Here is a 23,235-nt window from a genome sequence, read left to right as displayed (position 1 = left end):
TTAATTGAAAAGAACGATAAGAGTAAAAGGTAAAGGAAATATATCTGTTAAACCGGATATGATTAGACTTGATATTATTGTAAATGAAGTATGTAAAGAATATGATGAAGTAATTGAAAAGTCTGCATTGTGTAGTAAAAAAATCAAAGAAACAGTTAAAAAAGCTGGTCTTTATGATAAAGAACTAAAGACAGTAAAATTTGATGTAGATTCAAAGTATGAGAGTTATCGTGATAAAAATGGCAACTATAAAAGTAGACTTGTTGGATTTCAATACACTCAAAAGTTCTATATTCAGTTTCCTAATGATAATTCACAACTTGGGAAAATTCTGTATGAACTTTCACATTGTGATATTAACGTTGAGTTTTCTATAAAACATACTGTTAAAGATATTACAGTGGTTAAAAATGAGTTACTTGCTAAAGCAGTTGAAGACTCTAAATTAAGGGCAGAAATTTTAGCTAAGTCATCAGGAGTAACACTTGGAGATATAATAAATATAGATTATTCTTGGGGAGAAATAGAAATTTATTCAGAACCTATTCAAAACTATTATCTTGCTGAAAGTACAATAAGTGAACCATACAATATAGATATTGAAGCTGATGATATTGATGTACAGGATACTGTTACTATTGTGTGGGAGATTAGATAAAGGTATAAAATAAGGTTGACCGTATAAAACTATTAAGTACAGGTTAATCATTTAAAAAATATTTATATAAAAGGAGATGCTAATATGAGTAAAACAAAAGACAACATCGTAGAAATCAAGGTTGACGAGGATATTATTAAGTTCTTAAAATATGTTTACTTTGGTGATTTAATTAATCCAGTTGAGGTAGCAAGTAATAGAGCCTATCGTGATATGTGTCGTACGATAAGATTCGGTAATTTTGATAAAGATGATAGAGTGGAATTAAAAAAAGAAGTTAATGGTTTTTTAGATACTGAAATTAAAAAACTTGTTAATGGAAGTATTACAAGCGAAAAAGAATTTGATGAATGGCATGAACAATTATGTAAAAAAATAGTTGATGAATATAAAAAATCAAAAATACAACTTACTTATGGTCAAGCGCAGAAATGGGTTAATATGACTATTAAGTATTTATATGTGCTTGAGTATAAAGAGTATTCAGTTGATAATATTATTAAGTGGTTGCACATACCTGTTGACAATTATATTTTTAAAGCAGTTGATGATAAACTAAATATTAAAAAACCAATGGATATTAGTTGGAGCAGATGGGATAATTATGATGAGTATCTTAAATATCAAAAAGATATTAGAGAAAAAATAGAAAAAGATAGAAATATAGATGTACCACCACTTCTTTGGGAGTTTAAAAATTGGTTAGAAGTTGCTAAAGGTAATAATAACAATTAAGAATTTTCTTATTGTTGAACTTCAATGATAAATACTAAAATAGATATATAATTAATAAGTGTAAAACTAAAAAGCGAACATAATTATAAATAAAGGTATTAAAAAATGTTAAACAAAATAAAATCACACTGGTATGAATTAAAAACTGAATATGAAAATGGATATAATAAACCATTTTTAACAGATTTTGAAAGTTCAAAAGAATATCTTGAAAGAATGAAAAGCTATCTTTTAGAAAAGCAAAGTGAATATCCATCAGATGTTGATATTGTTTGTACTCTTGCTTCTGTTTGTGTGGAACTTAGAGATGAGGAATTTGATTATGTTGAGTTTCTAAAGAAATTTTTAAATGAGTTTGAAAGTTCTTTAAGTGATAATGATAAAGCCAGAATTTATACTAATCTTGCTTTTTGGGAGGATTTTTCTAAGGATGGTTTGAAGTATCTTAATTTAGCTAAAGACTTAAATTCTTCATTTGTGGAAACTTATACAGGTCTTGGTCTTTATTATTTTAGTGAGTTTGAATTTTCTAAAGATGAAAAGAACTTATTAATAAGTCATAATTATTTTAAGACAGCAAGAGAAATGAATGAAAATTATATTACTTCTTTTAACTATGCAGTATCTTTATTTGAACTTAAGGAATATGAAAAAGCAAAAGTAATATTCTTAAGTTTACTTGAAGTTTATCCAAATAGAATGCGTCTGCTATTGTGTTTAGCTTATTGTGAAGTGTATCTTGGTAATAAAGATGAAGCAATGTCTTATGTAGAGAAAGTAAATCCTGGACAAGATTTAAAATATAATCTAAATACAGATGATATTTCAGAAGACCAAATTATTGATGTTTATTATGCACTTGAAGAGTATGACATGTTTTTAAATCTTTGTGGAGATTGTGTTGATTACTATTATACTGCAGAATGGGAAGAATATTTTTATGTTCTATGGTTAAAAAATCAAAAGGAAATATTCTTTAGTCTTGAAGAAAAGAATAGAAAATATTTTGAAGAGGCTATAGAAGAAGCTATTGCTGATGAAGAATATGAGAGTGAAAAAGAGAAACAAGAAACTATCGCTAGTTGGGAAGAGGATAAAAGAAATTTTGAAGAAATGATTTTTAGTATAAAGAGTGGAGCTTCAATACCTGAGATAAAACTAAAGTTATATCCGGAGTATTCGTGTTTTATGGTTGACTGTGTTATACATAAATTTTAGTCTTTATGTTAATAAAAACTTTTTTATAACTGAAATATATTTTATAAATGTCTTAAAAATATGGACTTTGCTATGACTATATATTTGTTGAATTTAAAGGCTTATTATGCATATAGAATTATTCTAGTAAACATGTCTAGCACTTGAAAATTTTAAAATAATATTGTATAATTATATAATTGAATTAAAGAAAAAGAAAGCTTTATCAGATTACTTACATGTATAAAGTGAGATATGTGGGTTAAATATATTTTATTAGGAGGTTTTAATGGATCGTTTTAAGATTTTAAGAGAGTTAATTGAACACAAGAAACGAAAAGGCGAAGAGAAAAAGCCAATATATGGAACGAGAAAACTATCAGTAGGACTAGTATCATGTATGCTAGGATTTATGATGTTTTTGACACCTATAACAGCAGTTGCTGAGGGTGGTCAACCAAGATCAGTCGTTAATGAAACAAACTACACTATTAGTGGAGAAACTGATGGTGTCTTGGATTACGCTAGAACAGATTACACAAAGGAAGACAGTAATGGAATACACCTTACTATAACAAAGTGGGCTAAGCTTCCAGGCACATGGGGTGGTACGGATAAGGGACCATATAACGGAAGATATATACTTAACTTCTTTGATGATGAATTCTACTCACATATAGATTCTATAACTGTTAACGGAGTTCAGTTTGAGAAAGAAGCTAACGGAGCACTTTGGAAGGTTCCAATTAACAACCAGACTGTTCAGTCAGGTCTAATTGGTGTTATTACAAATACAGATGTTGTTATTAAGCTTAAGAATGGTGCTACTCTAGATAGTCTAGGAATGGCATCAAAGAGAATTGACTTTACAACTGTTTGGGTTAGATCAGACGGTAAAGCTGATAAAGCAGGATATGACAATGGATTTATACTAAAGAACAATGCTAATGTGCCAGAACTTCCAAGTAATCCAAAAAATGGAAACGAATACTACTTAGGAACAGGTCTAAATGGATTAACAGGTGATGGAACAAAGTCTAAAGATGGTAATTTCTCTGGTGGGAATACAGGTAAGGCAGTAAGCTATGATGCAAAGAATAAGCTTATCAAATCAACTGTTTCATTTAAGCCTGATCAAAACTTCCTTCAAGCAAATAGCGGATGGGTTCTATATATAAACGAAGTTATTCCTAAAGAACTTCTAAAGTATATTGATACTGATAATGTTAGACTTGGTGTATCTACGCCTACAGGAAAAATAACAGCATCAAATCCTATCAAACTTACAGTTGACCCTAACGGAAATGGTGTTATTTCAACTAAAGATACTCCAGAGCTAAGTATAGAAGGTGGAGATTGGAATAAGGTTACTAAGGTAAGAAATACTTTAGATTCACAGGTGTTTTATGGAGCACTTGGTCAAAGAAGATCTTACACTATTGAATATAAGCTTAAGAGCAATGTTTCAAATCAAGAATTTGCAAAGGTTCTTAATGACTACATCGAAGCGAATAACAAGCAGCTAAACTTTGAGTCATGGTTAACAGCTGACTTTGTAGATTCTACAAATACTTTTCTGGGAATCAGAAAGCCTGATGGTGGAAAGCCAAATAAGATTGTTCAGAACACATATTCTAATGCATTCCTAGAGGTACTAGATACTGATAAGGACGGTCTATATGACTTCCTAGAGGATGAAATTGAATCAGATAAGTTTAATGTTGATACCGATGGTGATGGAGTTCCTGATGGTCAAGAATTTCTGATAGATAAGACAAACATCCTAGATCCAAAGTCTTATCTAGTTGTAAAGCCAAATGTGACAACAACAGATATAGAAGCAAATAAGGCTGAGATAATTGAGGGAACAGTACCTAAGACTATATATGATAATCCTGCAGATACTACAAAGAAGCTAGAAGCTACAAATCAAAATGCAGGTAATGTTATAGTAAAGGCATATAAATATGTTGCGGATGATACAGATTATACAGCACAGCCAGTTAAGGCTCAGACAACAATTCCTTTCTCTGACTTAAAAGAAGGGAAGTTTAAGGTTAATGTACCTGCTGGTACTTTCCAGGATGGCGATAAGGTTATTTTAGTTGCTTATTCACCAGACGGAAATAATCCAATGGTTTCAAGCGAAAAAGTTAACGTTGGTGGTATTAAGGTTACATTTGACACAAATGGTGGTAAATGGACTGACGGAACAAATACAGATAAAGTTGTTAATGCAGTAGCTGGTACTGCAACACAGCCAGAAGAACCTACAAGAGATGGATATCAATTCATGGGTTGGGCTGCAACTGCAGATGCAACAGAAGCTGATGCAAATATCCTAACAAATATTACTTCTGCTAAAGAAGTTTATGCAGTTTGGAAAGATGTTAAGGCTCCTGAAATCAATGAAATTGCTGATCAAACAGTAGTTGAGGGTAATGCAATTTCTGAAATTACTGTAACTACTGACGATCCAACAGCTACAGTAACAGTTTCTGGTCTACCAAATGGAGTTACTTATAACAATGGAAAGATTAGTGGAACACCAAATGTAACTGATTGGGGCCCAACTGAGGAAACAAGAGAGTTCACAGTAACTGTTGAAGCTAAGGATCCTTTAGATAATACAACTACAAAGACATTTAAGATAACAGTTAAAAGAGATACAGATAAAGATGGGAATCCAGACGTAACAGATTCAGATGATGATGGTGATGGATATTCAGATGATGATGAAAATGCAAGGGGGTCAGACCCTAAAAATGCTGGCTCAATTCCAGCTACTTTTATTGGTCTAATAGAGTCTATGTCAATAGAAAATCAGGAGCAGACTGTTGTTGACAAAAAAACAATAAAGAGAGTAAATATATATCCAGATAATATTGACTCAAATGCAAAAATTGATAGAACAAAGGTGCCATTTGGACTTACTATAGACGATTCTGATCCAGGAACTGCAATAATCTCTGGTAGCCCAAATATTACAAATTGGGGTCCAAATGAAGAAACAAGAAAGTTTGAAATACCAGTAACAGTAACAAACTCTGATGGTTCTAAGGTAACTAAGAAGGTAATAATAACAGTACTGAGAGATACTGATGGTGATGGAGATCCAGATGTAACAGATCCAGATGATGATAATGACGGATATACAGATGTAGAAGAAAACAATAAGGGATCAAATCCTAAGGATGCCAACTCAATACCTTCTATAGTAATCAATCCAATTGCAGATCAGACTGTAGTAGAAGGTAATCCTATTGATGAAATTGAAGTAACAACAGATACACCTAATGCAACAGTAAAAGTTAAGGATCTTCCTAACGGTGTAACATATAACAATGGAAAGATTAGTGGAACACCAAACGTAACTGATTGGGGTCCAACAGAGGAAACAAGAGAGTTCACAGTAACTGTTGAAGCTAAGGATGCTACTGGAAAAACAACAACAAAGACATTTAAGATAACGGTTAAAAGAGATACAGACAGAGATGGAGACCCAGATGTAACAGATCCAGATGATGACAATGATGGATATACAGATGTAGAAGAAAACGCAAAGGGATCAAATCCTAAGGATGCAAATTCAAGACCTGCAGCTGTAATTATACCAATAGCTCCAACAACAGTGTCAAATCAAACACAAACAGTAATTGAAGGAAATCCAATTACAAATGTAGTAGTAACACCAGGAAACAATGATGCTACTATAACAGTAGATGAAAGCAAGCTTCCAAACGGAGTTACTTATGATCCAACAACAAAGACAATTAGTGGAACACCAGTTGTAAATGATTGGGGACTTAGAGAAGAATTTAAAAACTTCGAGATTCCTGTAGTTGTTACAAACCCAGATGGTTCAAAAGTAACTAAGATTGTTGAAATCAGAGTAGAGAGAGATACAGACAGAGATGGAGATCCAGATGTAACAGATCCAGATGATGATAATGATGGATACACAGATATTGATGAAAGAGCAAAGGATTCAAATCCTAAGGATGCAAATTCAAGACCTGCAGCTGTAATTACACCAATAGCTCCAACAACAGTGTCAAATCCAACACAAACAGTAGTTGAAGGAAATCCAATTACAAATGTAGTAGTAACACCAGGAAATAATGATGCTACTGTAACAGTAGATGAAAGCAAGCTTCCAAATGGAGTTACTTATGATCCAACAACAAAGACAATTAGTGGAACACCTAATGTAAATGACTGGGGTCCAACTGAGGAAACAAGAAAGTTTGACATTCCTGTAGTTGTTACAAATCCAGATGGTTCAAAAGTAACTAAGATTGTTGAAATCACTGTTCAAAGAGATACAGACAGAGATGGAAATCCAGATGTAACAGATCTAGATGATGATAATGACGGATATACAGATGTAGAAGAAAACAATAAGGGATCAAATCCTAAGGATGCTAATTCAGTTCCTTCTATAGTAATCAATCCAATTGCAGATCAGACTGTAGTAGAAGGTAATCCTATTGATGAAATTGAAGTAACAACAGATACACCTAATGCAACAGTAACAGTTAAGGATCTTCCTAACGGTGTAACATATAACAATGGAAAGATTAGTGGAACACCAAGCGTAACTGATTGGGGTCCAACTGAGGAAACAAGAGAGTTCACAGTAACTGTTGAAGCTAAGGATGCTACTGGAAAAACAACAACAAAGACATTTAAGATAACGGTTCAAAGAGATACAGACAGAGATGGAGATCCAGACGTAACAGATCCAGATGATGACAATGATGGAGTAACAGATGTAGAAGAAAACAATAAGGGATCAAATCCTAAGGATGCAAATTCAAGACCTGCAGCTGTAATTACACCAATTTCTCCAACAACAGTATCAAATCCAACACAAACAGTAGTTGAAGGAAATCCAATTACAAATGTAGTAGTAACACCAGGAAATAATGATGCTACTGTAACAGTAGATGATAGTAAACTTCCAAACGGAGTTACTTATGATCCAACAACAAAGACAATTAGTGGAACACCTAATGTAAATGATTGGGGTCCAACTGAGGAAACAAGAAAGTTTGAAATTCCTGTAGTTGTTACAAACCCAGATGGTTCAAAAGTAACTAAGATAGTTGAAATCACTGTTCAAAGAGATACTGATAAAGATGGAGACCCAGACGTAACAGATCCAGATGATGATAATGATGGATACACAGATATTGATGAAAGAGCAAAGGATTCAAATCCTAAGGATGCAAATTCAAGACCTGCAGCTGTAATTACACCAATTTCTCCAACAACAGTATCAAATCCAACACAAACAGTAGTTGAAGGAAATCCAATTACAAATGTAGTAGTAACACCAGGAAATAATGATGCTACTGTAACAGTAGATGAAAGTAAACTTCCAAATGGAGTTACTTATGATCCAACAACAAAGACAATTAGTGGAACACCTAATGTAAATGATTGGGGTTCAACTGAGGAAACAAGAAAGTTTGAAATTCCTGTAGTTGTTACAAACCCAGATGGTTCAAAAGTAACTAAGATAGTTGAAATCACTGTTCAAAGAGATACTGATAAAGATGGAGATCCAGATGTAACAGATCCAGATGATGACAATGATGGAGTAACAGATGTTGAAGAAAACAATAAGGGTTCAAATCCTAAGGATCCTAATTCAAAACCTGCAGTTGCTCCAACAGTAAATAGTAATGCTAACGATTCAAGAGGAAAATTACCTAAAACAGGTTATTATACAAATATTGGATATACAGCATTTACTGCAATATCAGGATTATCTGTAGGACTTCTAGCTCTTAAAAAGAAAAAAGAAGATGAAGAAGAATAAGATTTAGGTTATTGCAATCTATATAAAATCAAATAGTATTAAGAGAAGATCTTTGCATACGCAAGGATCTTCTTTATTATGCGTTAATAATAAAAACACTATCTATGTTGTTAGAATAAAAATATATAAAAAAATTATTCTTATTTTTTAAAATTTGGATAAAATTATAATCAAAAATAAGCTTTTTTTGTAAAAATGGTAAAAATTTTAAATCTAATAAATGGCTAAAAATACAAGTTTGTTAGATAAGTGTCAAAAAAATTTAAAATTTTTTTAAAAAAGTGTTGACAAAAGGAAAAAAATCATTTATAATGTATAGCAAGACGTTGAAGAGAAGAGTAGAAAGTTATTCAATCAGTACAGAGACATTTCGTTTGGTGAGAGAAATGAGAGAGAAACTTTCGAACATGGCCTTGGAGTCATCACATCGAGATTTGTTTACAGATTTAGGTTGTGACGGGAGTGCCCGTTATAGCATTGCGAGTATGATAGTACTCAATAAGGTCTTTTTAGTGATAAAAAGATGAATTAAGGTGGTAACACGTGAGTTTTCGCTCTCGTCCTTTAATGGACGGGAGCTTTTTTTTTACTTCACAACTAGGTGCGCAACTGGTTCTTAATTTTTAAAATCTATCATTCTCTTTCAGCATTTATAGGATAAAACAAAGGAGAAAAAGAATTAATGAGCAAAAGAACAAAGGATATTTTTATAGTAGGACTTGCCCTGTTTGGTTCCTACTTTGGAGCAGGAAACCTGATATTTCCTCCCCTGATAGGGTTTTTGTCGGGTAGCCAATGGTCAATAGCTTCTTTAGGATTTTGTATATCAGCGGTATTGATGCCAGTTGTTGGACTTTATGTAATTTCTAAAAATGGTGGATCGCTTGAAGCCATGACTTCAGATATACATAAAAATTTTGCTAAGTTTTTATTATTATTTATAATGATTTTTGCAGCATGTATTTCTGTACCTCGTACAGGAGCCGTTTCTTATGAATTAGGCTTTAAAGCATTATTTCCAAATGTTTCAATTGTAGCATTTATCATTGGATATTTTGCAATCGCATTATATTTTTCATTGGATATTGACCGAATGATAAATAGTGTTGGTAAATACTTAACACCTTTATTAGTAATACTATTAATTGGAATCATCATTAAAGGAATTATAACTCCAATTGGAGTTCCAGTAGTTCCACAACAAGGTGGAATTTTCACACATTCTTTATTAGAAGGATATCAAACTGGAGACTTAATAGTAAGTTACTTAATAGGAACGGTATTTATTGGAGATATTGTTTATAGAGGTTATCGTACAAGTAAAGAGAGAAATAAGCTTACTGCATATTGCGGAGTTATTGCATTAATTCTATTGGCAGTTATTTATGTAGGTTTAATCTATCTTGGAGCTTCAGTAAGTAGTTACTATCCAAAAGATATTGATAGAAGTAAATTGTTATTAGCAATAGCAGAAAGAGTTTTAGGAAAGAAGGGAATGTCATTCCTTTCAGCAGCAGTAGTTCTAGCTTGTGTAACAACAGCAATCGGACAAATTACCTCAATAGCAAACTTCTTCCACGATTTTTCAAATGGAAAGATTCCACATAAAATTGCTGCTATAGCATCAGCAGTAGTTGGAGCAATAATTGCGGTACTTGGAGTTGAAAATATAGTTTACTTTGCAACACCAATTTACAAGGGAGTTTATCCAAGTTTAATAGTACTAATGATTTTAGGTATTTTCCGTAAGTTTATACCTAATAAACAAAGTTTTAGATATGCATTAATATTTACTTTAGCAGTAAGTATTTTAGAAGCAATTTTATCAGTTGCAGATATAGGAATAATTAAATCATTTGTAAATATACTTCCATTAAGTAATCTAGGATTTGCTTGGTTCTTACCAGCAACAGTTGGATTTATCCTAGGAGCTATAATCGGTAAGGAACCAATAATACAATTTGATTAAAAGTCATTTTAAATAAAAATATAAAATATAAAGGAGAGAAAATTATGACAAACAAATACAATACAAGCACAATATGTGTACAAGGTGGGTATGAACCAAAAAATGGAGAATCAAGAGTAGTACCAATAGTACAATCAACAACTTTTAAATATGAGTCATCACAACAATTGGGAGATTTATTCGACCTAAAAGATGTAGGATATTTCTATACAAGACTTGCAAACCCTACAAATGATGCAGTAGCAAATAAGATATGCCAATTAGAAGGTGGAGTTGCCGCAATATTAACTTCATCAGGACAAGCAGCTAACTTTTATGCAATAATAAATATAGCTAGTGCTGGAGACCATGTAATTTCAACTTCAGCAATCTATGGAGGAACTTATAACCTTATAGCTAATACACTTAAGAATTTAGGAATTGAATCAACTTTCGTTGATCCAGATATCTCAGATGAAGAATTACAAACAAAGTTTAAATCAAATACAAAATTAGTCTTTGGTGAAACTTTATCAAATCCATCATTAAAAGTATTAGATATAGAAAAATTCGCTAAAGCAGCACATAAAAATGGAGTACCTCTAATAATTGACAATACATTCCCAACACCAATCTTCTGTAGACCTTTTGAATGGGGAGCTGATATTGTTATTCACTCAACTACAAAATATATGAATGGATCTGCTAACGCAGTTGGTGGTGTAGTAGTTGACTCAGGAAACTTTGATTGGACTCAATATAGCGAAAAATATCCAGGACTAACAACTCCTGATGAAACTTACCATGGAACAATTTATACTGAAAGCTTTGGTAAGGGCGCATATATTACAAAAATGACAACTAACTTGATGAGAGATTTAGGTTCTATTCCTTCACCACAAAACTCATTCTATTTAGGAGTTGGTTTAGAAACTTTACATTTAAGAATGGAAAGACATTTTCAAAATGCTTTAGCTATTGCTCAACATTTAGAAAAACATCCAAAAATAGCTTGGGTTTCATTCTCAGGATTAGAAAAAGATAGCCAACATGAATTAGCTAAAAAATATTTACCAAACGGATCTTGTGGTGTTATATCATTTGGAATCAAAGGCGGTAGAGAAGAAGCAGCTAAATTCATGGACTCACTAAGATTAGCAGCAATTGTTACTCACGTAGCTGATACAAGAACTTGTGTATTACACCCTGCATCAACTACACATAGACAAATGAATGATGATGAGTTAGTAGCAGCTGGAGTATCTCCAGACCTAATCAGACTTTCTGTAGGTATAGAAGATGTTTGTGATTTAATAGCTGATATTGACCAAGCATTAGAAAAATAAACTAAATATAATACTCTAAAAGAGTTGTTATAGTTGATTGGATTATCAATTATATCAACTCTTTTGTTGTATTTAAATTAAACTTTTTGATATAATTATCATATGATAATACAATTATTTCAAAAAGGTTTATAATAATAAAAAATATTATAATTAAGCAAAAATGAGGAGATAAAATTTATGTCAACAGATTACTATAGATTATTAATGGATGAATGCACAGAAGATTTAATATTAAGAGAAGGACAGATAATTTCAAGTTTAATAAATAACGTTAGAGATAGTGCGATAGTGTTATCATTAATTCCGTTTATTGGATTATATTGCAAGTCATCTAAAGAATATTTAAATATTTCGTCATTAGATTTTGAATTTGAAAAATATATAAAAGATTTACGTAATGGGTTAAAGATTTTTACTGGTAAATATTCTAAGGGATTAAAAATGATAATTGAATCAGATAAAGAAGAAGATGAAAAATATAGAAATAAGTTAAGGTTTAGTTTTTTAAAAAAAATGAATATACATAATAATTTAGGTATTTATTTTACAGAACAAGGAAATATTATTTTTAATACTGAACTTGGTAATTTTTATTTAAAAACAGATTGCAAAAAAAGACCTTATGATATTGGAGTAGCATTGGGTTGTGAAGTGAGACATATATTGACAAAGCAATATGGGAAAAAAGATTATATAAATGAATCTTTTAAATTTAATTCAGTTCCCAGATATGGATATATAGATATTAATAGCAATAAAAATAACATTGTATTTAATCATGAATTTGACAAAGAAACTAATCTTAGACTATTACATATGATTTCAATGATAGGAAGTGTAAATAATTTAATTTTGCCAGTTTTTAAAGATAAAAATACGTGGTCATTAAGAATTTTGTATGTTACTGTTCATAATGTATTTATGGGAATTAAACAGATGAATAATCATTTTTCACAGAATAAAACTTGTAAGATTAGACATTTAGAAATTGGAGATGAATTAAATTTACTTTCATCTGAGTTTCGTAATTGTATGATGCATTATAATCTTTATGATAAAAAGGGTAATGTATCAATTAATCAACAAGTTTTTGATAAATATCTTCCTTTATATGGGCTTGTAGAAAGTTACAATTCAGGAATGGATTACGAAACATATTATGATAAATTATACAACTTTGCAAAAAAGCTTGAAAACTATTTGTTGTTATATTTTAATGTAGATAAAAGTAAAATATGTTGGGATTGGAATTAATTATTTTATTTTCATGTTAAATTTTTTATGTTAAAATAAAAAATTTAAACGATATTATATTTATATTTATTGATGGTTAAAATTTAGACTAAATAATTATTTAGAAATATTATTCTACAAATAGTAAATATTTATATATCTTAACTATAAAATAGAAATTTAATTTATTAATAAACCATAAAAATTATGATAAAATAATTGAATAAAGTTCAGATTAATGCTAATATAAACTTTATTCATGAATTGATATTAATAATATTTTGGAGTATAATATAATACAAAAAGGGGAACATAAAATGAGAATAATGACATTACAACAAAAAGTAAATAAAGCAAAAGATAATAAAATCAATTTGCCAAATGATATACTTAACAGAAAAGTAGTTGGTGTTTATGGAATATTTGCTAAAAATAGTTCGGAAGAATTTTGTTTTTATATAGGAAAAACAACTGATATGTGTTCTAGATTATTGGATTCGAGTAATGGGCATATACATTTATATTTATATAATCGTAAAAATAAGCTTGTTCCTAGAGTTATTTCTGAACTAATTAACATAGGATATGAAATAGATATAAGAATTTTGGAAGAAGTAAATTATGAAGATACATCATTCTCAAGAGCAGCACATAGACTTGCTTTAGCCGAGTTAAATCAAATAGTTAAATATCAAAATAAAGAGCAATGTCTTGACCAATTGCCAGAAGGTTTTGGAGAAAGAGAAAAAATTTACTGGGAAGAGAATTATAAGAAAGATGGAAACAAAACTATATTTTAAATATATTTTTAAAAATGAGAAATAAAAGTGTAGGAATAAGCTTACTAATATCAAAAAATTGTTTGAAGGATTGAAAAATATGAAGAATTATCTTATTGTAAATAATGACGAGAAAAATAAATTTAATCAGAATAACACGACTAAAGAAGTAGATAATTATTTAAATATGACCCCAAAAAACAAAAAAGTTCTAGAATTATCAAAATATAAGAATAATATTGATTATATAGGTATGATTAATAAAATAGTTCAGTATGTAAATATTGCTAATTTAACTAGTAAAATAGAAAAATCTAGTGAGTACATTGTTCAAATACCTGCTAAATATGCAGATGCACTTGAAACAGGAGAAGTGTTTTTTAACAAAAATAAATTGACAGGGATTGAGTGGCCTAGTCTAATGAAAAAAATGGATAATGGACAGTATAAATTTGTAGAAAATCTTTCTATTAAGCAGAAAACTTTTGTAAATAGAAATTTGGTACAGGATATTAATATGAATTTTCAAAATATACTTTTACAACAGCAACTTTCTGAAATTTCAAAGTCAATTAATGACGTATATAATATAGTTAAAAAGATTGAAGTTGGACAACAAGATGATAGAATTGCACTTGTTGAGGCTGGCAAGGAACAAATATTATTAGCTATGTCTTTAAAAGATGAAAATGAAAAAAGAGAAAGATTGAGATTGGCTTCGAGGGATTTGCTAGTAGGAAAAGAGCAAATTGGTAAAGCTCTTATAAGAAGAGTAGAAGCTTTTGAACCAATCCCAAATTCTAGACTAAAATATTATTATAATTTATTTAAAGACACAAATTATAATAATAAAAAGGATAATGATATTCTTGAAATTCAAGAATGTTATTATTTATATATCGAATCTACAAAATTATTAGCAGCTGTATTTGCTTATTTAAGAGAAACTTTTGCGATAGAGCAAACTTTTAATAAAAGTATAGAATTTTTACAAAGTATAAGTTTTGAAAGTTTAAAAAGTATACAATTAGCACATAAAGATACGAATTTTAGTGATTGGTTTTTTTGTATCCCAATTGAATATATGCAATTTGAAAAAAATACATATATAGATCTATCAAAAGATTATGATTATATACAAATAAAGTTAAATGGAGAAAATTTGTTAGGGGAGGTAATAGATAATGGAAAAATTTCAGAGGAAGAGTTTTAATAGAATGGATCACGAAAAGCTAGATAAAAGGGTATTATTATCTAAGAAAATTACTAAGATTTTTGGAACTTTATTATCCTTAGGACTTTTTGTTTTTTTTAAAAATAAAAATTCTAAATAATATTAACATTGAATATTAAGTAATATTTTATTAATAATTGAATAATTGCTCTAAAAAGATTGATAGAAATAGATTAATTAAAAAGAGTTGTTATAGTTGATTAGATTATCAATTATAGCAACTCTTTCTTATTGCTATTATTTATGGTTTAGAATATAATATACTTGATAAGTTCAACTACGGGGGATGATATTTTGAATAGAAAAACAAATGAAAGTATTCGTTCAAAAATTTTGGGTATTTGCTTGATTTTAGCTGGTTTTGTAATTGCTATATTTGCATTTAGTCAACTTCTTGATAAGGATAATACTTACATCAATATCGAAAGAAGTGGAGAGCGAATTGAAAATAGTATTTTTTATAAATATGATGGAAAGATTTATGCACTTATTCCAAGTGGAGGATATTATATTGTAGAGGGTGCAGATATAAATTCTTTTAGTGTAATTAAGTCAGAGAATACTTATGACTCTTCTGTTGTAGGAAAGGACAAAAATCACGTTTATTTTGGAAATGTTAAAATTAAAGACCTTAATCCGAAAGAAATAACTAATATTGGCAATGGATATTATACTGATGGAAAAACTACTTATTTTTGTTCTCTACTTTCTGAGAGAAATAGAGAAATTTCATATCTTTCAGATGCATTTGGAAATATAGTTCATATTTTTAATAAAAATTATAAACCTAAGTCATATATTTATCCATATCATAAATTGAATACCGAAAAGAAAATTACAAAAATTAATAATTTGATATATTTTGCAACTGACGGAGATGTTCTATATTACGAAGGAAAGGCTCTTGAAAATGCAGATATAAATACCATAAAACAAATTTCTAAACTTGGAGAATATTTTTCTGATAAAGAAAATGTCTATTACAAAGATGAGCTTTTACCGATTAAAAACAGTGAAGAATTAGAAGTTGTTTTTAGTAGTCAAGGAAGTGAATTTCTTTTTGATAGACAAACAGGAGAGGTATTTAAAGATAATATAAGATTTGATAAAAAATCAGCTCCATATGTAGCTATTGGAAACAATAGCTCACATATTTACAATATGTTTTTCGCTTCAAATGATGGTTTGTATTTCTTTAATCAAAGAAAAAATAAGCAAGTAAGAATTGGGGATAATAAATTTAAAGGTAAAATAAAATTTTTAACTGATAATGTGTTTTGTGATGATGAAGATATGTATTTTTTAAGTTCACATCAAACTTTTATCAACTATTTATATGGACATAGAGCAAAGTATTTATATAAAGAAATATCTGAAATCACAAAATTTGATAAAAAAGAAGGTTGGAAAAAAATAAAAGATTTAGGTCAAATTTCAGATGGTTCAATTTGGGCAAAAAATGGAAAATATTATTATTTCGACAACTTAGGAAATAGTCAGCTTGTAAATAATACGGTATTTGAAATTATAGATAATAAAGTTTTAGATGAATTATTATATGATAATGGCAATTTAAATGTTGATAGAATTAGAACAATTATTAAAGAAGGTAAACTTCAAGCGATTTCTGGTGAAGTAGTATATGCTGCAACAGTTAAATATAGAGGATTTTATCGTTATTTATTATTATTAACACCATTAGTAATTATTGGAACTGAACTTAAATGGAGAAATATTAAAAAAAATAGTCAAATTAAAAATCAAAAAAATATAATTAGATTGAAAAACTGATTATGTTTTTTATGTTAAAAAGTCTGTAAACATTTAAATTTAGAATTTTATAAAACTATTAGTAATTTTTGTAATTTTTGACAATTTTCAATTAAAAGAGTATAATTATCGTGATAAAATTAATTGTGAAGATACAATTTTATCGTGGCAATTAATAAAATATAGTGTAAAGGAGCATATTATGAAAATGAGAAAAAAATCTTCAAAAAAGAGATTTAAAGTAGCTACTACTTCTGTTCTTGCTGCTGTACTTTTAAGTTTAAGTTTAAATAGTAGTAAGGTATACATGGCTGAAGAAAATGTAGAAGTTACTACTGAAAATGTTAATGAAAATGAAAGAAATCTTCCGGAAGTTAGAACTAGAGCAGCTGAGGGAGATGGAGATGATATAGCAGTACTTCCAAAAATACCTACTCCTATAACTCCAGGTTTTTATGCTGATAAAAAAGAAGCTGAAGAAGTAGAATTTGACCCAGATAATGGGAATATTGATATTGAAGAAAATGTTAATTATATTCCATTAGGTAAAGTTCAATTAGTTGACAAAGCTACAGGAAATGTAATAGCTCAACAAGTTTATGCAAATGATCCTAGCGATGCTACAAAAGCAGCTCGTACTAAATTACCAAAAGTACCTGAAGGATATAAATTTGTATCAGAAAATTTAACTCTACAAAATTCTGCTATTGAAAAAGTAACTAAAGTACATAAAGGACAAGGTGGAGGCAAAGAGATTATTAAATCTGAAATTACTCTTACTAAGGTAGGCGATGATTTATTCTTTGATCCAACAAATGATCAAGTTCAACCTTTAGTTGATGGTGCATCTTTTAGTTATTCTCAAGGAAATAATGTAATTTTTTACATTGTTAAGAATGAACCAGAAAAGCCAGCTGAAGAGCCTAACAAACCAGAAACTCCAAAAGAAGAGCCTAAGAAACCTGAACCTAAGAGAGAAAATCCAGCACCAAAACATGGATTACCAAAGACAGGTGTTGAAACAACTTCTGTTGTAGTACCAACATTGGGAGCTATCTTAGCAGGATTTGCTTTTAGAAGAAATAGAAAAAATAAATAATTTTTTTGGATTTTATAATAAAATATAAACACCCGTAAAGAAAAATGCTATCTTTTGGGTGTTTTTCATTTTTTAAATTTTAATTAATTAAATTATTGAAATTAAAATAGCATTGTGGTATAATTTATTTAATTCACATAATAAGCATTTACAAATGTCTATGAATAATAATATTTATTTTATATTAAAAAGGAGGAGATTATAAAATGAAGAACAAAATTAAGAAGCTTCTTTCGTTTGTTACAGCAATCGTAATAACATTAGGTGTAATAATACCTAGTGCTTCATTTGTTCACGCTGCCACTACTTTAGAAGTAGCACAATATACAAAAACTAGTGGAGTTGTAACAGGGGTAACTGCTAGTAATAATGGAACTTATGAAGGAAAATGGTCTGCTGAAATTCCAATGGGAAAAGTAATGGCTGGAATTGAAAATGAGATGAAACAAGCAGCAGACAGTGGATACTATCCACATGGTAAAGACGGTAAAAATAAAATTGCATATGTAGAATATAAAGTTACATTCCCTGAAGGGGTGACTATTGATAATGCAAATATAACTACAGATAACACAACTAGTATGTTCAACAAATCCGCATTTACTTATACTGTAAACGGACAAGTTGTAACATTTAAATTACCACTGAACGATGTAAATTGGGCAGGTATATACAGTGGATATACTAACGATGGTGGAGCTAATTCAGATAAGAAAATTAGCTTAAGTATTCCATATACTGTAAAGGCAACAAGTCTTGATGAAGCAAAAGCTTTAGAAACTAAAAATATTACTGCAAAAGGTGATTTTGAAACACATGCTAGTGGGTTTTTATATGCTTTTACTAAAGTCGTTTATAATACAGATATTAGCACAAAACCTTTAGCTACTGATTTTTCAAAATCTGATGTATTTGTAAAACCAACAAATATTGATTTTACACAATCTGTTAATATAGATGCTGATATTTTAGTTGCTGGGGATACTGGTAATAATACAATAGTTAAACAAAAAACAGATGAAATAGATTTTGAAGGTGTTATTAAGGCTAAGACTATAAAAGATCAAATGGCTGCTATTGAAGCTTCACATCAAGGAGCTAATGCTAATGATATTAAATTAGAGAACTTAGATACTCATTTCTATGCAAATCTTACATTGCCAGAAGGTTTAGATTTTACAAAATCAGAAGCTACTCTTACTGGTTCAAATGGATCTTTTGAAATTGAAGAAGCAAAAGTTGAAGGAAAGACTGCAAAAGTTAAGTTCAAACTAGTTGGAGCAGAAAGTATTAATAATTTCGCTAAATTAAAAGAAGCGATAAATAAAGTAGATGATGAACTTAAAGTTACATTTAAAACTGCAAAATTTAGTGATAGCGCTCAAAGTGGTACTGACTATGAAGTAATTGGTAGTGTTCTTGGAAATTTAAAAGCAAAAGCAACTCATACCGTAACTGGAAATGTTGTTAATTTTAATTTATCTTGGAATGGAACTCAAACAGATGCTGGAAAGAGCAATTCTAATCCAAATGCGATTGCAATTTCTGTTAAATACTTAGCTCCAACTGAAGATAATATATCAGCAGTTGGAAATCTAGAAGGTGATTTACTAGTTAATGGAGATACACAACATGATAAAGTTTTTGAAGCTAACAAAAATGATTCATTGACTATGACAGGTTTATTAAATGTAACTCCAATTAAAAATCAAGTAAAAGATTTAGAAAATACTTATGCTGCCTCTGGTGTAGCAACAAATATCAAAGTAGAAAATGCCACTACTTCTTTTACAGCTAAGATGACATTACCTGAAGAATTAAAGTTTGCTGATGATTATACTGTTGAATTAGCAGGAGCAAATGGAAAATTCAAAATTTCAGAACAAAAAGTAGAAGGAAAGACAATAACTGTTACTCTTACAATAGCAGATGAAATTCAAACTTTTAAAGAAGTAAAAGAAGCTGTTGAGGGAGTAGATAATGAGCTAAAAGTTAATGTAAAAGGAATTAAATTCGATACAGATAAAGCTATAGCTAATACAAATTATACAATTAATGGAACTGTTTCTGGTAAGTTTAAAGCAAAAGCTACAAATATTCTTTCAGGAAAAGTAATTAATTTTGACTACACTTGGAATGGAGTTCAACTTGCTGGAGGAGAAGATTCAACAGATCCTACTACTAGAGATATCAAACTAACTGTTAAATATGTTGAAGATAATGAAAATGTATTTGAAGCAACTCAAAAACTATTAGGAGATATTTTAGTTGGAAATGAAACAGAGCATGATAAAGTATTTGAAGTTGAAAAGGATGCGAAAGTTGCATTTACTGGTTCTTTAGATGTTTCACCTGTTAAGAAACAAATGAAAGAAATTGAAGAACGATTCAATAGAACAAATGTAGATCCTACAACTATTACAATTTCAGATTATAGTTCAACTTTTACAGCTAAATTGACATTACCAGAAGAAATGGATTTTGACGGCAATCCTCAAGTATCTCTTTTAAATGATAATGGAAAGTATAAGATAGTTAGTTCAAATGTAAATGGAAAAACTATTGAAGTAGTAATGACTGTAAATAAAGATGTTAATACATTTGCAGAATTGAAAGATGCTGTAAATGGAATGGAAGATAAACTTAATGTTGTAGTTAATGGTGCTAAATTTAATAATAAAGCTTTAGAAAACACAAATTATACAGTTAAAGGTACAATGACTGGAGAACTTAAGGCAAAAGCAAAAGACACAAGAACTGGTGCTGTAATTAACTTTAAATTAAAATGGGAAGCTGAACAATTACCAGAAGGAGCAGATGCAATTAATCCTACAAGCAAGGATATAACATTTACTCTAAAATATGTTGTTACAAACACACCAGTTAATCCAACAAATCCAGAAAAGCCAAAATTACCAAGAACAAGTGTTGGAACAGATATAGCTCTATATTCAGTTCTAGTTGGAATTTCTGGAGCAGTTACTACAATTGGATTTAAAAGAAAAAAATCTAATAAATAACTGTTAAGTTTATAAATAAATCGATCTGTAGAAAATTTCTATAGGTCGATTTTTATTGTGAAACAACAAGGTTCCGGGGTACCCACCCGATGTGAAGCATCGAGGAAGGGAGGGGTTTTTATTACGAAGAAACAAGGTTCCGGGGTACCCACCCGATGTGAAGCATCGAGGAAGGGAGGGGTTTTTATTACGAAGTAACAAGGTTCCGGGGCACCCACCCGATGCGAAGCATCGAGGAAGGGTGGGGTTATTATTACGAAGTAACAAGGTTCCGGGGCACCCACCCGATGTGAAGCATCGAGGAAGGGTGGGGTTTTTATTACGAAGTAACAAGGTTCCGGGGCACCCACCCGATGCGAAGCATCGAGGAAGGGTGGGGTTTTTATTACGAAGTAACAAGGTTCCGGGGCACCCACCCGATGCGAAGCATCGAGGAAGGGTGGGGTTTTTATTACGAAGTAACAAGGTTCCGGGGCACCCACCCGATGCGAAGCATCGAGGAAGGGTGGGGTTATTATTACGAAGTAACAAGGTTCCCGGGCACCCACCCGATGTGAAGCATCGAGGAAGGGAGGGGTTTTTATTACGAAGTAACAAGGTTCCCGGGCACCCACCCGATGTGAAGCATCGTGGAAGGGTGGGGTTCTTATTAATAGAAATACAATTGGAAATAAAATAATATTTAAAAAAATAAGAGTTTTTAAATTATTTATGTAATAAAAAATTAAAGTAAAAAATATGATATGTCTTAATATTTATTTTTAATTGATAAAATCCTTATATTGTGATAAAATATTAATAAGAGTAGGAGAGTGATACTTTGGAAAAATATGGAAAAATGTATTTAGAAAAATTAGAATCATTTGATTTTGCCAGCTTAAGTAAATTCTTTTTCGAAAATAGTATTGTATCTTATATCATTGGATTTTTAGTGATTTATGTTCTTTTTAAATTATTAAAATTCCCTTTTAAAATTTTAAAAAAGATTATTTTGAACTCTATAATAGGTTATGTGATTTTATATACTCTTGCAGTTTTTAAAATTGTAATTATTCCATTTACCTATTTAAGTTATTTCCTAGTAGGTAGCTGTGGAATAGTAGGAATAATTTTATCATATATATTTTATTCAATTTAAGGAGTTATAAAATGGGATTATTTATTACTTTTGAAGGTCCAGATGGATGTGGAAAAACTTCAATAATAAATTTGATTAAAGAATATTATAAGAATAATGAAAAAATAATATTTACTAGAGAACCAGGTGGAACAGAAATATCAGAAAAAATTAGAGAAATTATTCTATCTAATGATAATGATAAAATGTCACCGAGAACGGAAGCATTGCTTTATTCTGCAAGTAGGGCTCAACATATAGATGAACTTGTAAGACCTAATTTAGAAAAAGGAAATGTTGTTATTTCCGATAGATTTGTTTTAAGTTCACTTGCTTATCAAGGTGGTGGCAGAGAACTTGGAGTTGAAAATGTAAAGAAAATAAATGATTTTGCAATTGATGGAGTTAATCCTGATTTAGTTATTTTCTTTTATGTAGATCCACTAACAACTTTAAAGAGAAAGTCTTTGAGCGAAAATGCTGATAGACTTGAACTTTCAGGAGATGAGTTCCATAGTAGAGTTTATGATACTTATATGGAGCTTCTTGATAAAATGAAAGATGAAAATACTTTAAGGAAAGTTGATGCTACCAAGAGTATGGAAGAAGTTTTTGAAACTGTAAAAAATATAATAGATAAAAAATTGGAGGAATTGCTATGAAGATGATAATTGCAATAGTTCAAGATCAAGACTTGAACCCACTACAAGAAGATTTAACTGAAAAAGGATTTAGAATGACAAATCTAGCTTCTACTGGTGGATTTTTAAGATCAGGAAACTCAACACTTTTAATAGGGGTTGAAGAAGAAAAGTTAGAAGAATGTTTAAAGACAATTGAAGATAATTGTAAATCTAGAGAAATTACCACATCTGTACTAAGCGTAACAATGCCAGGAGACGCTTATATTCCTTTCCCTATGGAAGTTTTAGTAGGCGGAGCTACTGTTTTTGTTCTTGATGTTGTTGATTTCGTAAGAATGTAGGTGATAATATGAAACTTATTTTAGCAATTATTCAAGATCACGTTGCTCAAGATGTTTTACATGAACTTTCTGAAAATAAAATTAGAGCTACAAAATTATCTTCTACTGGTGGTTTCTTCAAAAAAGGAAATACTACAATTTTAATTGGTATAGAAGATGAAAAAGTAGATAGAGTTAAGGAAATGATTTTAAATATTTCTAAGAATAAAGAAACAGTTGATGATATTACTGCCAATACTGTATTATTCGTTCTAAATATGAATCAATTAGTAAGGATGTAATCT

The 23,235-nt window shown here is 30.0% G+C and carries 17 protein-coding genes and 1 other annotated feature; all 17 genes read left to right on the top strand.

Annotation, left to right across the window (positions count from 1 at the left end):
* Nucleotides 1–4: 4 nt before the first annotated feature.
* The 17 genes from LW893_RS06055 (at nucleotide 5) to LW893_RS05975 (ending at nucleotide 23,232) form a co-directional block, all read left to right on the top strand.
* Nucleotides 5–658 (top strand): SIMPL domain-containing protein, encoded by a 654-nt coding sequence (locus LW893_RS06055; RefSeq protein ID WP_233056407.1) that lies wholly within the window; start codon nucleotides 5–7, stop codon nucleotides 656–658.
* An 84-nt stretch (nucleotides 659–742) separates the two neighbouring features.
* Nucleotides 743–1,393: a hypothetical protein gene (locus LW893_RS06050; RefSeq protein WP_233056406.1), complete on the top strand. Its 651-nt coding sequence runs from the start codon at nucleotides 743–745 to the stop codon at nucleotides 1,391–1,393.
* A gap of 105 nt (nucleotides 1,394–1,498) precedes the next feature.
* Nucleotides 1,499–2,611: a tetratricopeptide repeat protein gene (locus LW893_RS06045; protein ID WP_233056405.1), complete on the top strand. Its 1,113-nt coding sequence runs from the start codon at nucleotides 1,499–1,501 to the stop codon at nucleotides 2,609–2,611.
* A gap of 268 nt (nucleotides 2,612–2,879) precedes the next feature.
* On the top strand, nucleotides 2,880–8,417 hold the full coding sequence (locus tag LW893_RS06040; RefSeq protein ID WP_233056404.1) for a putative Ig domain-containing protein: 5,538 nt from the start codon (nucleotides 2,880–2,882) through the stop codon (nucleotides 8,415–8,417).
* 317 nt (nucleotides 8,418–8,734) lie between these two features.
* Nucleotides 8,735–8,985, top strand: a binding site (T-box leader).
* A gap of 114 nt (nucleotides 8,986–9,099) precedes the next feature.
* Nucleotides 9,100–10,386 carry a branched-chain amino acid transport system II carrier protein gene (gene brnQ / locus LW893_RS06035; protein ID WP_233056403.1) on the top strand — a complete coding sequence of 429 codons (1,287 nt, stop codon included), beginning with the start codon at nucleotides 9,100–9,102 and terminating at the stop codon, nucleotides 10,384–10,386.
* A 44-nt stretch (nucleotides 10,387–10,430) separates the two neighbouring features.
* A complete protein-coding gene (locus LW893_RS06030) occupies nucleotides 10,431–11,711 on the top strand; it encodes an O-acetylhomoserine aminocarboxypropyltransferase/cysteine synthase family protein (protein WP_233056402.1) in 1,281 nt (426 codons plus the stop codon).
* Between the two features lie 180 nt (nucleotides 11,712–11,891).
* Nucleotides 11,892–12,968, top strand: a complete 1,077-nt coding sequence (locus LW893_RS06025) for a hypothetical protein (protein WP_233056401.1) — start codon at nucleotides 11,892–11,894, stop codon at nucleotides 12,966–12,968.
* 296 nt (nucleotides 12,969–13,264) lie between these two features.
* Nucleotides 13,265–13,747, top strand: coding sequence for a hypothetical protein (locus LW893_RS06020; protein ID WP_233056400.1), 483 nt, complete (start codon nucleotides 13,265–13,267; stop codon nucleotides 13,745–13,747).
* A 79-nt stretch (nucleotides 13,748–13,826) separates the two neighbouring features.
* A complete protein-coding gene (locus LW893_RS06015; protein WP_233056399.1) occupies nucleotides 13,827–14,939 on the top strand; it encodes a hypothetical protein in 1,113 nt (370 codons plus the stop codon).
* A complete protein-coding gene (locus LW893_RS06010) occupies nucleotides 14,911–15,060 on the top strand; it encodes a hypothetical protein (RefSeq protein ID WP_233056398.1) in 150 nt (49 codons plus the stop codon). Before LW893_RS06015 ends, LW893_RS06010 begins: the two co-directional genes overlap by 29 nt.
* A 194-nt stretch (nucleotides 15,061–15,254) precedes the next feature.
* Nucleotides 15,255–16,751, top strand: coding sequence for a DKNYY domain-containing protein (locus LW893_RS06005; protein ID WP_233056397.1), 1,497 nt, complete (start codon nucleotides 15,255–15,257; stop codon nucleotides 16,749–16,751).
* A gap of 181 nt (nucleotides 16,752–16,932) precedes the next feature.
* On the top strand, nucleotides 16,933–17,829 hold the full coding sequence (locus LW893_RS06000) for an LPXTG cell wall anchor domain-containing protein (RefSeq protein ID WP_233056396.1): 897 nt from the start codon (nucleotides 16,933–16,935) through the stop codon (nucleotides 17,827–17,829).
* A 206-nt stretch (nucleotides 17,830–18,035) separates the two neighbouring features.
* Nucleotides 18,036–20,849, top strand: coding sequence for a hypothetical protein (locus LW893_RS05995; protein WP_233056395.1), 2,814 nt, complete (start codon nucleotides 18,036–18,038; stop codon nucleotides 20,847–20,849).
* An 820-nt stretch (nucleotides 20,850–21,669) separates the two neighbouring features.
* A complete protein-coding gene (locus tag LW893_RS05990) occupies nucleotides 21,670–21,987 on the top strand; it encodes a pro-sigmaK processing inhibitor BofA family protein (protein ID WP_233056394.1) in 318 nt (105 codons plus the stop codon).
* An 11-nt stretch (nucleotides 21,988–21,998) separates the two neighbouring features.
* The gene (tmk, locus tag LW893_RS05985; protein ID WP_233056393.1) at nucleotides 21,999–22,628 is read left to right on the top strand and encodes a dTMP kinase; all 630 of its coding nucleotides are present in this window, start codon (nucleotides 21,999–22,001) and stop codon (nucleotides 22,626–22,628) included.
* Entirely contained in the window at nucleotides 22,625–22,951 is a 327-nt protein-coding gene (locus tag LW893_RS05980; RefSeq protein ID WP_233056392.1) for a cyclic-di-AMP receptor, read from the top strand. The genes tmk and LW893_RS05980 overlap by 4 nt, the downstream gene beginning before the upstream one ends.
* Before the next feature lie 8 nt (nucleotides 22,952–22,959).
* Nucleotides 22,960–23,232: a cyclic-di-AMP receptor gene (locus LW893_RS05975; RefSeq protein WP_233056391.1), complete on the top strand. Its 273-nt coding sequence runs from the start codon at nucleotides 22,960–22,962 to the stop codon at nucleotides 23,230–23,232.
* Nucleotides 23,233–23,235: the final 3 nt, after the last annotated feature.

Source organism: Parvimonas micra, assembly GCF_021300775.1.
In the GTDB taxonomy this organism is placed as follows: Bacteria; Bacillota; Clostridia; order Tissierellales; family Peptoniphilaceae; genus Parvimonas.
Note: the sequence above shows the minus strand (reverse complement) of the source record. Positions and strands in the feature narration are given on the sequence as shown.

Coding starts and splice junctions, on each gene's coding strand:
- LW893_RS06025 (WP_233056401.1), top strand. CDS start 11,892: ATGTCAACAGATTACTATAGATTATTAATGGATGAATGCACAGAAGAT.
- LW893_RS06045 (WP_233056405.1), top strand. CDS start 1,499: ATGTTAAACAAAATAAAATCACACTGGTATGAATTAAAAACTGAATAT.
- LW893_RS06030 (WP_233056402.1), top strand. CDS start 10,431: ATGACAAACAAATACAATACAAGCACAATATGTGTACAAGGTGGGTAT.
- brnQ (WP_233056403.1), top strand. CDS start 9,100: ATGAGCAAAAGAACAAAGGATATTTTTATAGTAGGACTTGCCCTGTTT.
- LW893_RS06020 (WP_233056400.1), top strand. CDS start 13,265: ATGAGAATAATGACATTACAACAAAAAGTAAATAAAGCAAAAGATAAT.
- LW893_RS06010 (WP_233056398.1), top strand. CDS start 14,911: ATGGAAAAATTTCAGAGGAAGAGTTTTAATAGAATGGATCACGAAAAG.
- LW893_RS06000 (WP_233056396.1), top strand. CDS start 16,933: ATGAAAATGAGAAAAAAATCTTCAAAAAAGAGATTTAAAGTAGCTACT.
- LW893_RS05980 (WP_233056392.1), top strand. CDS start 22,625: ATGAAGATGATAATTGCAATAGTTCAAGATCAAGACTTGAACCCACTA.
- tmk (WP_233056393.1), top strand. CDS start 21,999: ATGGGATTATTTATTACTTTTGAAGGTCCAGATGGATGTGGAAAAACT.
- LW893_RS05975 (WP_233056391.1), top strand. CDS start 22,960: ATGAAACTTATTTTAGCAATTATTCAAGATCACGTTGCTCAAGATGTT.
- LW893_RS06015 (WP_233056399.1), top strand. CDS start 13,827: ATGAAGAATTATCTTATTGTAAATAATGACGAGAAAAATAAATTTAAT.
- LW893_RS05995 (WP_233056395.1), top strand. CDS start 18,036: ATGAAGAACAAAATTAAGAAGCTTCTTTCGTTTGTTACAGCAATCGTA.
- LW893_RS06050 (WP_233056406.1), top strand. CDS start 743: ATGAGTAAAACAAAAGACAACATCGTAGAAATCAAGGTTGACGAGGAT.
- LW893_RS06040 (WP_233056404.1), top strand. CDS start 2,880: ATGGATCGTTTTAAGATTTTAAGAGAGTTAATTGAACACAAGAAACGA.